This window comes from Bradyrhizobium sp. B117 (assembly GCF_038969555.1).
Lineage (GTDB): Bacteria > Pseudomonadota > Alphaproteobacteria > Rhizobiales > Xanthobacteraceae > Bradyrhizobium.
Genome location: NZ_CP152414.1, coordinates 1,368,938 through 1,382,941, shown reverse-complemented (window position 1 = coordinate 1,382,941; position 14,004 = coordinate 1,368,938). Strand labels below are relative to the sequence as shown.

The window sequence follows — 14,004 nt, the reverse complement described above, 5'->3', positions numbered from 1 at the left end:
ACGGCGTCGCTTCCGCTCGCCTATGTCCCGGCCATCCACATCTATGCCGCGTATGCGAAAGAACGTGGATGCCCGGGACAAGCCCGGGCATGACGGTGTGGACGCAGATTGCCCAGATCGTTAAAGCGCGCGTTGCTGCACCGCCCTCACCACGTGTCGATACACGGCCGCTTCTTCGCTGCCCTCGGCGCCGGCTTCGGCACGGACCTGAGCCCCGCCATGATCCAGCGCCGCGTCTCGGCGGGGTCGATGACGTTGTCGATCTCGAACACCGAGGCGATCGAGACCGCCTTGCCGTTGGCGTAGAGCTCGGCAACCTTGTTGCGATAATAGGTCTCGCGCTCCTCGGGATCGGCGATCGCCTCCATCTCCTTGCGGAAGCCGAGGCGGACATAGCCCTCCAAACCCATGCCGCCGAACTCGCCGGTCGGCCAGGCCGCGGTGAAGAACGAGGCGTGAAAGCCGCCGCCGATCATCGACTGCGCCCCCAAGCCATAGCCTTTGCGCAGCACGATACCGAACAAGGGCACGGTGAGGCTCGCGCCCGTCACGAACATGCGCGAGACGTGGCGGACGATCGCGGTCTTCTCGGCCTCGGGCCCGACCATGAAGCCGGGCGTGTCGCAGAGCGAGACGATGGGCAGGTCGAAGGCATCGCAGAGCTGGAGGAAGCGCGCCGCCTTGTCGCCGGCATCGGCATCGATGGCGCCACCGAGATGGCGCGGATTGTTGGCGATCAGGCCGAACGGCTTGCCTTCGATGCGGATCAGCGCGGTGATCATGCCGACGCCGTAGTCGCGGCGCAGCTCCAGCACGCTGTCCTTGTCGGCGACGAGGTCGATCACGCTGCGGATGTCGTAGACGCGCAGCCGGTTCTCAGGAATCGCGCGACGGAGCAGGCGCTGGTCGGCCACCTCCCAGTCCTGCGCCGCGCCCTGGAAATAGGACAGATACTTTTGCGCGACGCGCGTCGCCTCCTCCTCGTCCTCGACCAGGATGTCGATGACGCCGTTCGGCGACTGGAACGTAACAGGGCCGACCTCCGCCGGATGATAGACGCCGAGCCCGCCGCCTTCGATCATCGCCGGGCCGCCCATGCCGATCGAGGCGTTCTTGGTGGCGATGATGACGTCGCAGCAGCCGAGCATCGCCGCGTTGCCGGCGAAGCAATAGCCGGAGACGACGCCGATGACGGGCACGAGGCCGGAGAGTTTTGCGAACTGCACGAAGGACGGGCCGTCGAGGCCGGTCATGCCGAGCCGGTCGGTATCGCCGGGCCGGCCGCCGCCGCCCTCCGCGTAGAACACCAGCGGCACGCGCCAGTCTTCCGCAAGCGTCAGCATGCGGTCGATCTTCTTGTGGTTCATGTGGCCCTGCGTGCCAGCAAGCACGGTGTAGTCGTAGGCCACGACGATGCAGCGTGCGGCGTCTCCGCCGAACTTCCCGGCGTTGACGGTGGCAACGCCCATGACGAGGCCGTCGGCCGGCGTGTTCTTGATGAGATCGTCGAGCTTGCGCCGGCGCCGCTGCGCCGCGATCGCAAGGCTGCCATATTCCATGAACGAGCCGTCGTCGACGAGCTGCGCGACGTTTTCCCGCGCGGTGCGCTGGTTGGTGTTGCGGCGTCGCTCGACCGAGGCCGGGCGGTTGGCGTCAAGCGTATTGGCCTGGCGCGCGATCAGCTCGGCGAGGTCAGGGCGGATATGGTCGAGATCGATGTCGGCTTCCGCCGCGGCGCTGTCAGCCGCGACGTCGAGCGGCTCGAGATACATGATCGGCTCGCCATGCATCAGCGTGACGCCGTCGCCGGCGACGAGTTTTGTCACCCGCCCGCCCTGTTCGGCCATGACCAGATGCTCCATCTTCATGGACTCGATCACGGCGAGCTGCTGTCCGGGGCGGACGATCTCGCCTTCCTTCACCTGGATGGTGACGATGGTGCCCTGCAAGGGCGCTGCGACCATCACCGCGCCTTCGGGCACGACTTGCGCGATATGCGCTTCCACGCCGTGATCGCCGCGCTCGGTCGCCGCGAAGTAGAGCGGCTTGGCCGCCCCGTCCGCTGCCTCGACCAGCTTCGCAACGTTGCGGTCGATGAAATCGGTCGCGATGCGGTTGGTCCTGAAATCAGGATGGGCCAGCACGGCCTGAAGGAAGGCGATGTTGGTGACGACGCCGTCGATCCGGAACTCGCGCAAGGCGCGCGATGCCTTTGCGACGACGTCATGCCAGGCCTCGCCCGGCGTATGCACGATGACTTTTGCAAGTAGCGAGTCGAATGCGGCGCTGGTCTTGTAGCCGGCATAACCAAAACTATCGACACGCACGCCGGGCCCGGACGGCGGCTCGAACACGGTGAGCACGCCGCCGGTCGGATGGGTCGCGCCGGTTTCGTCCAGCGTCTCCATGTTGACGCGGAGCTGCATCGCATAGCCGCGCGGCTTCGGGACCGAACCTTGTGCCAGACCGAGCGAGGCCAGCGAGGCACCGGCGGCGACCGCGAGCTGGGCGCGGACGAGATCGAGGCCGAGCACCTCTTCGGTCACGGTGTGCTCGACCTGAAGCCGCGGATTGGCTTCGATGAAAGCAAAGCTGTCCTCGGCCGCGCCGTCGACCAGGAACTCGAACGTGCCGAGATTATCATACGAGGCCGCAGCCGCGAGCTGCTTCGCCGCCTCGATGATACGGCCGCGCAAGCCGTCGCTGAGCGACGGGCTCGGCGCGACCTCGATCAGTTTCTGGTGCCGGCGCTGGATGGTGCATTCGCGCTCCCAGAGCTGAGAGATCGCGCCGTGCTTGTCGCCGATGATCTGCACCTCGATATGGCGCGCCTGCCGGATCAGCCGCTCGGCATAGACGCCGTCGAAGCCGAACGCGGCCTTCGCCTCGGACTGGCAGCGCGCATAGGCCTCGGCCAGATCCGCCGCATTCTCGACCACGCGCATGCCGCGGCCGCCGCCGCCGGCCATCGCCTTGATCACGATCGCGGCGCCTTTGCCGAGGGATTCGAAGAACGCGCTGATCTCGTCGAGGCTCGACGGCCCACTGGTGCCGGCGATGATCGGCACGCCGCAACGCTTTGCCAGCTGCCGTGCGGCCACCTTGTCGCCGAACAGCTCCAGCGCCGCCGGCTTGGGTCCGACAAAAGCAATGCCTGCATCAGCGCAGGCTTTTGCGAACGCCGCGTTCTCGCTGAGGAAGCCGTAGCCGGGATGAACGGCATCGCAGCCCGCGCTCTTGGCCGCCTTCACCACAGCGTCGATGTCGAGATAGGCGCGCGCGCCGCGGCCGGGAATTTCGACCGCCTCGTCGGCGACGCGCACATGCAGCGACAGCGCATCGTCGGCGGGATGGATCGCGACCGTCGCGATGCCGGCGTCAGCCGCCGCGCGCGCGATGCGGATGGCGATCTCGCCGCGATTGGCGATCAGGAGCTTCTTGAACGACATGCGGCGGTCTCCATGCCCGCGCGGGCCGCGGGTCGGCAGGTTCGATGATCCTGCTTCTTCACTTTAGCCGCAGCCGTCAAGGGCGGGAAAGCCGGTCGCGATGACCGGTCCCGCAGGCCGGAATATCAATGTCCCGCATGCGCCGCGACGCAGCGAATTATCCGCACCACGGCAGACGCTGTCGGCGCCGTATCAGGCCGCTCGCACGCCCGCCGCGAAGGCGCTGACCTCGTTCTCCAGCGATTGCAGCTTCTGCGTCAACCGTCCGCTCGATTGCAGCACGAGGCCTGCGGCCTGGCCGGTCTCCGCCGTCGCATCGGTGACGCCGGAGATGTTTTGCGAGACCTGGTCGGTGCCGGACGCGTCCTCCTGCACGCTGTGCGCGATCGCCTGCATTCGGGTTCCCGTCAGCCGCGCCCGAGATGCAAGCTCTTCCAATCTAGAACATTTCGATATCGCCCCTCCACGCGTTGACTTGCAGACGGCCCTGACCGAACCATCGGCACAGATCGTCAGCGCATATTACGGCATGCGCGCACGCCAAGGGCCGGAGGCTCAATGCATCAATCGACATATCGCAGGTCCCTCGACCTTCCCGCGCTGTGCGCGGCGGAGCGGCTGTTCATCTGGGGATTTCGGGCAAAGGCGCGCAGCGGCAGTGCCGTGCCGACCGCGGCCGACATCCAGCAGGTGTACGATCATTTCCGCGTCGGCGATGCCGTGCCCTCTCTGGAGTCCATCATCGAGATCTTTGCCTGCACCGCCCATACGGCGATCGAGGTGCACTGCCCGACTTGTCCGCGCATGAGCGAAAGCGAGCACGGAATTTTGCACGCCATCGCCGCCGCGCAGCAGGAACGCATCGACGTCGCGCGCGAGCAGTTCGAATCCTGGCTGCCGCCGGTGGGTGCGGATTGGGCGCTCGCGCCCGTGCGGGGGCTCGCAACGATCTTCCGCATGGCCGGCCTGATCCTGCCCGACCGACATGTTCAATCCTTCGATCATGATCGGACGATGGCGATGAAGAGCTGGCTGGTCGGAAGCCCCACGCTGCATTGACGAGATCGTTCATGATGCAGGATGCGTGCGGTTCCGCGCCGATCCCGGAAGCGGGCCAGTCGCCGCGCTGTGCGCTTCAGGCTGTGCATGCGACGCCGCGAAGCGTCGAAAGCTACGATCAGTTTTGCCGCATCGCGCTGTCGCTGTTCCGCTTCATCGGCGCGGCCTATGCGACCGGCGCGTCCGATTGCTGGGAGGCGGCGTATCGCTATGCCGACGAGGCGCCTGACATCGCCGACAGCCCGCTGCTGGTGGCGCGGGCGGCCGCGCTGGTCAGGATCCTGCGCAGCGGCCGGCCCTGCGAATTGTGCTTCATGCCGCCGTCGTGCCGGCGCCTCTCGCAGGACGAGGCAGAGTTGATGCGGCTGCTGGCGGTTGCGCGACGCAAGCAGCCTGGCGAGCTCGAGGCCATCATGTGCCAGTTCGTTCCCTCCGGGGCGGAGGCTGCCGCCACGCGCGCGGTCAATGCGCTCGCCTTGTGCTGATGCTTTGACGGGTTCTATTCGCCAATAAAGCCGGCTTGCGCTATCAACATCGCCATGGAGACGCAGAGCTCGATGCCCTCCATGAAACCTCCAGACGATCCCAGCGCAACCACCGCTGGGGTCGTCGTTCTCGTGATTATCGCCTAGCCGCCCTTCTTGCCGAGCACGAGATCGATCGTGTGGGCCGCGATCTTGCGTAGCTGCGGCTCGTCATCGAAGGCGCGTTCGAGCACGGCAAGGCCCCGCGTCACCGTGACGATGTGAAGCGCTACGGCCGCGGGATTGCCGCTGAACTCGCCGCGCTCCGCACCCGCCGCCAACGTGTTCTGAACCAGAGCGGTGATGCGCGACACGAGGCTCGCAAAAGCCTGGCGCGCCTCTTCGTCCAGCCCCTCGCCTTCAGCCGCGCCGAGCTCCATCAATCCGCGCGTGGTCGGACATCCGCGTGGCGGCGAGCCCGAGCGGAAGTTGGTGATGGTCAGGTCGAAGAACGCGGTGAGGCGTTTGCGCAAGCTGCCCGCGCCGAGCGCCTTTTGCAGGGCGACGAGGTAATCGCCCGCGTAGCGTTCATAAGCCAGCAGGAACAGCGCTTCCTTGCTGCCGAAGGCATTGTAGAGGCTGCCGCGCTGAACGCCGACATCGCGCGCGATGTCCGACAGCGAGGTGCCGCGCACGCCCTTGCGCCAGAACTGGTCGAACGCGATGCGCAGCACCTCGTCTTGGTCGAACTCGCGCGGCCTCAAATCCTGCTCCTCTTGCCCGCAATAATATTTGACACGATGTCAATAACATGGTTTCTCGACATCGTGTCAAAAATAAATTGGGATTGATAGCCCGTTTCGTCAATGGGCCGGACGGCCGGCGCTTGCATGCGCCGCGGCCGATCGGCCCCGCATGCAAAGGGACCAGCTGATGCCTCTCCTCCACATCTCGATGCGCGCCGGAAAGCCGGACGCCTACCGGCAGGCGATCCTCGACAGCCTCTATCGCGCCATGCGCGAGGCGCTGAACGTGCCCGAGGGCGACGAGTTCATGACCATCAGCGAGCTTTCGCCGGCAAACTTCCGCTGCGGCAACGCCTACGGCGTCAAGCGCAGCGACGATGCCGTGCTGATCCAGATCGCCGTGTTCGCCTCGCGCACGGCGGAGCAGAAGAAGGCGCTGTACCGGCGCATCGCGGAGCTGCTCGGCGAAAACCCGGGCATCCGTCCCGAGGACGTGTTCGTGAATGTGCTCGATGCGCCCGCGGAGAACTGGTCGGTCGGAAACGGCATCGCGCAGTTTGCGTGAGGCTGCGACAGCTTCAGCCCGCAACGCACGCGTCCATGATCCCGTCGAGCTCGGCCTTCGAGAGCACGCCGAGCTCGGCGATGAAGACGATCCGCGCGCGCGGCACGCCTTCCGCCGGAGCTTCGCCCGGCGCCAGCGTGGCGCGGCCGCCGGCGAACTGGAACACCATCATCCGGCCGGGCTGCTCGATCGTCTCGAACAGGCCCTTTGCGCGCGCAAGCTTTGGTGCGAGCCGGCCGATGGCCTGTTGCAAGCGCGGCAGCGAGAGCGGCTGCTCGGAGGTCCAGCTCAGCGTCTCGAAGCGCTCTTCGGCCGGGCGTTTCGGCCCCGGATCGCGCAGCGCGGACGCGCGATCCGGGGGCGCTGGGAATAGCAGCGCGGACGGAATCTCACCGTGCCTGGCATCGACCACCACGGCGGGGACGCGCCGCGCGCGGATGGCCTCGCGCATTCGCGCGCGCGCGCCTTCGTCCGCCAGATCGAGCTTGCTCAGCGCGACGATATCGGCGACGCGCAACTGCGAGCGCTGAAGGGCGTCGTCGAGCGCAGCCGGCGGCGTCGCGGCGTCCATCACGCAGAGCACAGTCTCCAGCGGAGCCTCGCGCAGGATCACGGGGTCCATCAAATTGCGCACGACGTCGCCGGGATCGGCGACGCCGCTGGTCTCGATGACGATGTAGTCCGGCTTCGGATCGCGCCGCAGCAGCGTCGAGAGCGTACGGAGTAGATCACCTTCGAGCGAGCAGCAGATGCAGCCATTGGAAAGGCTGACCACGCCGTCGCTCGCGCCCGCGATCAACTCCGCATCGATGTTGATCGCACCGAAATCGTTGACCACGGCGGCAATCCGCCGCCCCTCCGCGTTCGCCAGCAGGTGATTGACGACAGTCGTCTTGCCTGCCCCCAGAAAGCCTGTCACCAGGAGAATGGGGACCGGCATGGGTCAGCCCTCGACGATCGGGCGGCGCACGGGCTTTCCGGGCCGCGCCGCGATATCGAGCACGCCGTCGCTGATCAACACCTGGCCGCTCACGATCAGATGCCGCACGCCTTCCGAGGGACGATTCATCGCCGTGAAGGTCGCGCGATCCGAGAGCTTCTCATAATCGAACACGACGATGTCGGCATCGGCGTCCTTCGCAAGCCTGCCCTTGGCGCGCATTGCGGGCGTGCTTTGCGACAGGATCTCCGCCGGGATCAGCGCGCATTTGCGCACGCCTTCGAGCAGCGACACGGTCTTGCGCTCGCGCACCCATTCGCGAATGAACTTCGTGAAGCAGCCGGCCGAGCGGGGATGCGAGGTGGCATCGTCCGGCAGCGGCCAGGCGTCACCGGTATAGGTCTTGCCATCCGACGTCGTCCACGGCATCGCATCCGACGCGATCGCGCCTCCGGGATAGAGCACCGACATGTCGAGCAGGTCGCGGTGATGCGCATTGTTCTCGGTGTCGAGGATGTGCCAGAGCACCAGCGAGGACGGCTCCTCGGCCTGCGCCTTGAGCAGCTCCTCGCGGTCGTGGAAGCGATAGCCGTCAGTCACGCGCTGCACGGAGTCGTAGCCGGTGCCGTTGCGCTCGACGAATTGCGGATCGCTGAAAAACGCGGCGGCGAGCACCGTCGATCCGGTGCCGTAAGGGTAGGCCTCGACGGTGATCGGCAGGCCCTGCGCCTGCGCCTTCTCGACCAGCACGCGGCAGCGCTCGATGTCGGTCTTGCTCGACGAGTTGAAATGGCAGATGTGCATGTGCGCGCCGGTGGCGCCGGCATAGCCGATCAGGCGGATATAGGCCTCCGCCGCGCTTTCGGGGTCGATGCGCGACATGTAGGCGACGTGGGTGAAGGTCGGCACGTCCTGCTTGGCGGCGAGCTGGCAGACCGCGGTCAGCTCCTGCACGCCGGCGCCCGGCGCATAGGCGTTCAAAATGCCGATGCCGATGCCGCCTTCGTTGAGGCCGCGCGAAAGGCGTTCGATGATGCCGGCGACCTCCGCATCGCTCGCGACATTGTCCATCCAGCGGCGGTCGCGCATCGCGTTGCCGAACGCCTCCAGCGAGCTCTCGGCATTGGAGCCCGTCATCGCGCCGATGCGGGCAAAGGCCCAGTTGGTGGCGGCGCCGTAGTTCAGCACGCGGCCCTTCCGCGCCTGGCGCTCGTACCAGGACCCGACCGGCAGCACGCCGGCCTCAAGGTCAAGCGTGGTCGTCACGCCGTCGAACGCCTGCATGCGGTCGGCCGGGATCGACTGGCCATGCGCGTGCAGATCGATGAAGCCAGGTGCGACCACGAGGCCGGCGGCGTCGATCACCCGCTCGGCGCCGCCGAGGCCTGTACCGACCGCGGCGATCCTGCCGTCCACCACCGCCACGTCGCCGACGGCATCCATCCCGCTCGCGGGATCCACTACCCGGCCGCCAGAGATCACCAAACCGCTCATATCAAAACTCCTCCGCGCTGAAATCGCATCAAGGCAGATTCCGCGAACAACGACCACCCTCGTTGATGCCGATGCATCATGCCCGCATGTGGTAGCATTTTGGCAGGCGAATAGCAGACACGCGCTCGCAATCTCGCGGCATGACTTGCCCGAGCTCTGCGCTTCTTCGCAGCCTCTCGAAAGAAGGGGCGCAGGGAAGACCGGGCGCCAGCTGGCACCCATAACTCCTGCGCTGAACGAAGGGCCGATAGCTGCGACAAATCAGAATTTCGGTAACGTGGTAATATTTCGGCATAAGGCGTTGGCAGTGACGGACTGTTTTGTCCGACGGGCAGTTCGCGATCGAGGACCTTACCCCTGTTACAATATCTGCGTGTTGCTGTATTTTGTCGTTGATGGAGAACACAGTGCCAGTGAGTTTGGGGGACATCACCGAAGCCTTCGAGTTCGCCAACACCGACGGCGGCGTGGCGCAGTTTCGTGCCTTCGTGTGCAGACAGACCGGAAAGATCTACTATCAGACCAAGGGCCTGGACTCAGAAGATTTCGACGACGACCCGCCTGACGACATCGACGACGAGGAGAAGTACGTCCCGCTCCCTGACAAGCGTGAACTCGGCCTGGGCAAGCCACTGGTGCTGGATTTTGCCCGCGAGTTTCTGCCGGACGATGTCGACGACGTCCGTTATTTCTTCAGCAAACGGGGCGCCTATCCGAAATTCAAAGTGCTGCTTGCCAGAAGAGGCGCGATCGATCGCTGGCATGCGTTCCAGGCGAAAGCCACGGAGCGAGCGTTGCGCGAGTGGTGCGCGCTGCATGAGATCGAAATCGTCGGCTGATCTGATGTCCACTCTCGGACACGGTTAGGGAACTTCGCCGGACGCTCGCAAGTCCGGCGGCGCCGTACGCGAACGCCACGTCCACGCAACCGAGCGCGAAGTTGCTCTGCCGTCTTCTCGCCCGCATTGTCATTCAGGGAGTCAGGCGGGGCGGCTTACGGTGGGCAAAGTTCCCTGGGGTTCCGTGTGATCGTCCGACGTCATCTGCAACGCGATTCTCATATTTCTGTTTCGCGCCGCGCACTGCTCGGCGGGCTTGTGTCGGCAGGCAGTGCCCTCGCGCTCGGCGGATGCGCCGGCCTGGGCGCGACCGGCGCGCGTTTCGACGCGTCGTCACTCTCCGTTGATCCCACCTTGCTTGTCACCACCACGCGCAAGCCAATCAACGGCGGCCGCACCAAACCCTGGTTTGGGCCGGAACGTGCGACGAGCATGACGGTCGCGCGGGCCAAGCTGGTGGCGCCGGACGAGAGCCGCCTGTCTCTCGCCTCGGTTGGGCTCGGCGATTGGCGCCTTGACCGGATCGAGCCGGTGTCGGCCGACGCCGGCGATCTCGCCGCGCAGGCCGGCGGAGGGGACGTGCTGATCTATGTGCACGGCTTCAAGCAGACATTCGAGACGGCGGTGCTGGATGCCGCCCATCTCTCCGATGGGATCAAGTTCCGCGGCCGGACCATGGCATTCTCCTGGCCCTCCAAGGCAGGACTGTTCGACTATGCCTATGACCGCGACAGCGCGATGTGGTCTCGCGACGATTTCGAGCGCGTGCTCTCTGCGCTGGTGTCGGCTCCAGGCGGCCGCGTGCATATCGTTGCACACAGCATGGGAACCATGCTCACGCTCGAAAGCCTGCGTCAGCTCTACGCGCGATACGGCGACACGGTGACGAGCAAGATCGGCGCGGTCGTGTTTGCCGCGCCCGATATCGACATGGACGTATTCTCGTCGGCAATCCACCGCATCGGTCCGCTCGCCGGCAAGATCACCGTGATCGCCGCGACGAACGATCGCGCACTCGCGCTGTCGGGCCAGATCGCAGGTGGAATGACCAGGGTCGGCGCCGCCGAGAAGGATGTCATTCAGCGGCTCGGCGTGCGCGTGGTCGATGCCTCCCAGGAAGGCTGGGGCATCATCAACCACGATCTGTTTCTTTCGAATGCTGAAGTGCAGCGGGTGATCCGCCGCTCGATCGACGGCACGACGGCGTGAGAGAGCGCCCGCGCCGAGCCGTACGCAAGCTTGCTCCCGCGCACCGTCAGGAGCATTTCGGCGCATCACTGAACCTGCGGCCGGACTTGCGGCCAGGACTTGCGGCCAGGGCTCCTCTCGCGATCACGGCTCGAACAGGCGTTGAGAGGAGCCCGAGCCATGCGCTCGTCATGCAACCATCGCGCGGCGCAGCAGCGACGGCGCGATGTGGTTCATTTTGCGCCGGAGTGAATGCAAGGCGGGTTCACGCGATCACTTCATCAGCGGCGACGCTGCGGCGCGCAACCTATGACCGGGCGCCGTCGCGCGGCCCGATGTCGTATGTTGTCGCAGAAAGTCGAGGAATATCGCGGATTTGGCGCTCCCTAGGGGAATCGAACCCCTGTTTCAGCCTTGAGAGGGCCGCGTCCTAACCGCTAGACGAAGGGAGCGTGAGGGGTAGCCAATAGCCTCGAAATTTGTCCGCCGCAAGGACCCGAACCGCCCTTTTACGGCTCATTGGCAAATTTCAGCTTTCCGGCGGGCTTAAGGGTGTGGGCATCGAAGGTGCGGATCTCGGTGACCCCGCCGATATCGAGCGTCACCACCAGCCGGTCGCCCGCGACCCCGGTCGAGACGATTCTGGCGCCCTTGGGCAGGGTCGCGGTGACGTCGCCGGCGGTCTCAACCGCCCTTCCCTCCGACTTGAAAAGGCGGTAGCCCACCGCGATCAGGACGGCGCAGATCGCCAGCGCCGTGGTCAACCCCGCGATCAGCATCATCCGCCGCACCCGCGCGAACAGCGCGGCCTGCTCGGGGGTCGGTTCGGGAATAGCGGTATCAGACGTCGTCATGGAAAGCTCTGGGTCAGCGCAAAGGTTGGAGGTCGTGGTCGAAGGCGACGAGGGCTCGGCCCGGCTCGACCGCGTGCTGGCGGCGCGCCTGCCGGACCTGTCGCGATCGAGGCTCAAAACCCTGATCCTGGCGGGCGCGGTGAGCCTGAAGGCCGCCGCCATTCGGGACCCCGCTTATCACGTCGCATCCGGCGATACGATCATAATCGACGTGCCGGAGGCGGCCCCGGCGGAGCCCAAAGGCGAGGAGATCGCCCTCGATATCGTGTTCGAGGACGACGATATCATCGTCATCAACAAGCCCAAGGGCCTCGTCGTGCACCCCGCAGCCGGCCACGAGACCGGCACGCTGGTGAACGCGCTGATCGCCCATTGCGGCGCTTCGCTGTCGGGGATCGGCGGGGTGCGCCGGCCCGGCATCGTCCATCGGCTCGACAAGGACACCACGGGGCTGATGGTGGTCGCCAAGAACGACATGGCGCATGCCTCGCTGTCGGCGCAGTTCGCCGACCACGGCCGCACCGGCGAGATGCGGCGCGGCTATATGGCCTTTGCCTGGGGGCTCCCCGGCCGGCATCGCGGCACGGTGGATGCGCCGATCGACCGCCATCCGCATGCGCGCGAGAAGATGGCGGTGCGGCAGGGCGGCCGCGAGGCCGTGACGCATTGGGAGATCATCGAGAGCTTTGCCGGGCGCGACGGCAAGGACGTTGCCGCCCTGCTCGCCTGCGAGCTCGAGACCGGCCGCACCCACCAGATCCGCGTCCACCTTGCCCATATCGGCCATCCCCTGATGGGCGACGCCGTCTATGGCCCGCATTTCAAGACCAAGGCGAACCAGCTCGGCCCAGAGTCGCAGGCCGCTCTCGCGGCGCTCGGACGGCAGGCCCTGCATGCTTATCTGCTGGTATTGGAGCACCCCAGGACGGGAGAATTACTCCACTGGGAAGCGCCGCTGCCGGAGGATTTGCTTCTCCTTCAGAGCACGCTAAAAGCGGCGCTATGACGCAGGCGTTTCAGAAAAGTGTTACCTTACAAAAAGTTATAGCTGCCACACGGGGACGTGACGTCAGCAATCCTTCCCTTTTCGACCCCCCATGGGGTATATTGCCCCTGCGTTGAAATTCACCAACGCGGAACATCGCAGCCCGGCCGGCTTTGACACAGCGGTCGTCTGCCTGGCCCGCCGCTATCGGGGGCCTGAACCTTTGGAGGGCGCACTATGGCCCGTACCGCTGCTTTGCCGATTCTCAATGGAGAATCCGGCCTTTCTCGCTACCTCGCCGAGATCCGCAAGTTCCCGATGCTGGAACCCCAGCAGGAATACATGCTCGCCAAGCGTTGGCGTGAGCATGACGATCGCGACGCGGCGCACCAACTCGTCACCAGCCACCTCCGGCTCGTCGCCAAGATCGCCATGGGCTATCGCGGCTACGGCCTGCCGATCTCCGAGGTCGTCTCGGAAGGCAATGTCGGCCTGATGCAGGCGGTGAAGCGTTTCGAACCCGAGAAGGGGTTCCGTCTCGCCACCTACGCGATGTGGTGGATCAAGGCGTCGATTCAAGAGTACATCCTGCGTTCCTGGTCGCTCGTGAAGATGGGCACCACCGCGAACCAGAAGAAGCTGTTCTTCAACCTGCGCAAGGCGAAGAGCAAGATCAACGCGCTGGACGAAGGCGATCTCCGCCCCGACCAGGTCGCGACCATTGCCAAGCGCCTCGGCGTGACGGACCAGGACGTGATCGACATGAACCGCCGCCTCGGTGGCGACGCGTCGCTCAACGCCCCGATCCGCGACGACGGCGAAGCCGGCGAATGGCAGGACTGGCTGGTCGACAACACGCCCAACCAGGAAGCCCTGATGGCGGAGCACGAGGAGTATGATCACCGCCGTGACGCGCTGAACGGCGCCATGGGCGTGCTCAACCCGCGCGAACGCCGCATCTTCGAGGCCCGCCGCCTCGCCGATGAGCCGATGACGCTGGAAGATCTTGCCGCCGAGTTCGGCGTGTCGCGCGAGCGCGTCCGCCAGATCGAGGTCCGCGCCTTCGAGAAGGTACAGTCCGCGGTCAAGGGCACGATCGCAAGGCAGGAACAGGCCGCACTGGAAGCCGCGCTGTAAAAGCGAGATTTTAGCGCCTACGAATTGGCGGATCGAGACAGACGGAAAGCCGGCGGCAACGCCGGCTTTTTTGTTTGGGCGACGTGCAGGTTTCTCGGCGATCGCCGGATATGATGTTGGCGTGCCCGCTCCTAGAGAGGCGAACTGACTATCGCGGGCGTTGCGCAACCTCGATCGCGACCATCAGCAGGTTTGCGGCGACGTCTTTACCGAACGTGTTGACAGTGATCGCTGTCCGGCACGCTCACGTCGAAGAGCACATCCCCTCCGCTCGAAAGAACTTC

12 protein-coding genes, 1 tRNA gene and 1 pseudogene are annotated in these 14,004 nt (G+C 65.6%); 7 read left to right on the top strand and 7 right to left on the bottom strand.

All coding sequences use genetic code 11. The features are described from left to right. Positions 1-146: 146 nt before the first annotated feature. Both AAFG16_RS06740 and AAFG16_RS06735 read right to left on the bottom strand, forming a co-directional pair. Positions 147-3,449 carry a carboxyl transferase domain-containing protein gene (locus tag AAFG16_RS06740; RefSeq protein ID WP_342738199.1) on the bottom strand — a complete coding sequence of 1,101 codons (3,303 nt, stop codon included), beginning with the start codon at positions 3,447-3,449 and terminating at the stop codon, positions 147-149. A gap of 192 nt (positions 3,450-3,641) precedes the next feature. Beyond that, positions 3,642-3,842 (bottom strand): annotated as a pseudogene (locus AAFG16_RS06735) (chemotaxis protein); the annotation flags it as partial. Positions 3,843-4,007: 165 nt separating this feature from the next. On the opposite strand from AAFG16_RS06735, the gene AAFG16_RS06730 reads away from it, so the two are divergent. Both AAFG16_RS06730 and AAFG16_RS06725 read left to right on the top strand, forming a co-directional pair. Beyond that, positions 4,008-4,508: a hypothetical protein gene (locus AAFG16_RS06730; RefSeq protein WP_342738197.1), complete on the top strand. Its 501-nt coding sequence runs from the start codon at positions 4,008-4,010 to the stop codon at positions 4,506-4,508. A gap of 11 nt (positions 4,509-4,519) precedes the next feature. Next, positions 4,520-4,993, top strand: a complete 474-nt coding sequence (locus tag AAFG16_RS06725) for a hypothetical protein (protein WP_342738195.1) — start codon at positions 4,520-4,522, stop codon at positions 4,991-4,993. Positions 4,994-5,136: 143 nt separating this feature from the next. On the opposite strand, the gene AAFG16_RS06720 is transcribed toward AAFG16_RS06725, so the two are convergent. Beyond that, positions 5,137-5,736, bottom strand: coding sequence for a TetR/AcrR family transcriptional regulator (locus AAFG16_RS06720; protein WP_342738194.1), 600 nt, complete (start codon positions 5,734-5,736; stop codon positions 5,137-5,139). Positions 5,737-5,905: 169 nt separating this feature from the next. Here AAFG16_RS06720 and AAFG16_RS06715 point away from each other — a divergent pair, with 169 nt between their 5' ends. Further along, positions 5,906-6,283: a tautomerase family protein gene (locus tag AAFG16_RS06715; RefSeq protein ID WP_283084095.1), complete on the top strand. Its 378-nt coding sequence runs from the start codon at positions 5,906-5,908 to the stop codon at positions 6,281-6,283. Positions 6,284-6,296: 13 nt separating this feature from the next. Here AAFG16_RS06715 and AAFG16_RS06710 read toward each other — a convergent pair whose 3' ends face one another. Both AAFG16_RS06710 and AAFG16_RS06705 read right to left on the bottom strand, forming a co-directional pair. Next, entirely contained in the window at positions 6,297-7,223 is a 927-nt protein-coding gene (locus AAFG16_RS06710; protein WP_342738191.1) for a GTP-binding protein, read from the bottom strand. A gap of 3 nt (positions 7,224-7,226) precedes the next feature. Further along, entirely contained in the window at positions 7,227-8,717 is a 1,491-nt protein-coding gene (locus AAFG16_RS06705) for an amidohydrolase family protein (protein WP_342738189.1), read from the bottom strand. 407 nt (positions 8,718-9,124) lie between these two features. Here AAFG16_RS06705 and AAFG16_RS06700 point away from each other — a divergent pair, with 407 nt between their 5' ends. Beyond that, complete coding sequence (locus AAFG16_RS06700) at positions 9,125-9,556, top strand: hypothetical protein (RefSeq protein WP_283084092.1); 432 nt, start codon at positions 9,125-9,127, stop codon at positions 9,554-9,556. A gap of 258 nt (positions 9,557-9,814) precedes the next feature. After that, a complete protein-coding gene (locus AAFG16_RS06695) occupies positions 9,815-10,765 on the top strand; it encodes an alpha/beta fold hydrolase (RefSeq protein WP_283084091.1) in 951 nt (316 codons plus the stop codon). A 356-nt stretch (positions 10,766-11,121) separates the two neighbouring features. Here the strand turns inward: AAFG16_RS06695 and AAFG16_RS06690 are convergent. Beyond that, a tRNA-Glu gene (locus tag AAFG16_RS06690) sits at positions 11,122-11,196 on the bottom strand. A 57-nt stretch (positions 11,197-11,253) separates the two neighbouring features. After that, positions 11,254-11,598, bottom strand: coding sequence for a hypothetical protein (locus AAFG16_RS06685; RefSeq protein WP_283084088.1), 345 nt, complete (start codon positions 11,596-11,598; stop codon positions 11,254-11,256). Between AAFG16_RS06685 and AAFG16_RS06680 the strand changes: the two genes are divergently transcribed. Continuing rightward, a complete protein-coding gene (locus AAFG16_RS06680; protein WP_342738185.1) occupies positions 11,597-12,604 on the top strand; it encodes an RluA family pseudouridine synthase in 1,008 nt (335 codons plus the stop codon). The genes AAFG16_RS06685 and AAFG16_RS06680 overlap by 2 nt on opposite strands. A 216-nt stretch (positions 12,605-12,820) precedes the next feature. Next, positions 12,821-13,720: an RNA polymerase sigma factor RpoH gene (rpoH, locus tag AAFG16_RS06675; RefSeq protein WP_283084086.1), complete on the top strand. Its 900-nt coding sequence runs from the start codon at positions 12,821-12,823 to the stop codon at positions 13,718-13,720. Positions 13,721-14,004 lie beyond the last annotated feature (284 nt).

What these genes read in the sequence shown, in the direction of transcription:
- AAFG16_RS06730 (WP_342738197.1), top strand. Translation starts at nt 4,008, where the DNA reads ATGCATCAATCGACATATCGCAGGTCCCTCGACCTTCCCGCGCTGTGC.
- AAFG16_RS06680 (WP_342738185.1), top strand. Translation starts at nt 11,597, where the DNA reads ATGGAAAGCTCTGGGTCAGCGCAAAGGTTGGAGGTCGTGGTCGAAGGC.
- AAFG16_RS06740 (WP_342738199.1), bottom strand. Translation starts at nt 3,449, where the DNA reads ATGTCGTTCAAGAAGCTCCTGATCGCCAATCGCGGCGAGATCGCCATC.
- AAFG16_RS06705 (WP_342738189.1), bottom strand. Translation starts at nt 8,717, where the DNA reads ATGAGCGGTTTGGTGATCTCTGGCGGCCGGGTAGTGGATCCCGCGAGC.
- rpoH (WP_283084086.1), top strand. Translation starts at nt 12,821, where the DNA reads ATGGCCCGTACCGCTGCTTTGCCGATTCTCAATGGAGAATCCGGCCTT.
- AAFG16_RS06715 (WP_283084095.1), top strand. Translation starts at nt 5,906, where the DNA reads ATGCCTCTCCTCCACATCTCGATGCGCGCCGGAAAGCCGGACGCCTAC.
- AAFG16_RS06685 (WP_283084088.1), bottom strand. Translation starts at nt 11,598, where the DNA reads ATGACGACGTCTGATACCGCTATTCCCGAACCGACCCCCGAGCAGGCC.
- AAFG16_RS06710 (WP_342738191.1), bottom strand. Translation starts at nt 7,223, where the DNA reads ATGCCGGTCCCCATTCTCCTGGTGACAGGCTTTCTGGGGGCAGGCAAG.
- AAFG16_RS06725 (WP_342738195.1), top strand. Translation starts at nt 4,520, where the DNA reads ATGATGCAGGATGCGTGCGGTTCCGCGCCGATCCCGGAAGCGGGCCAG.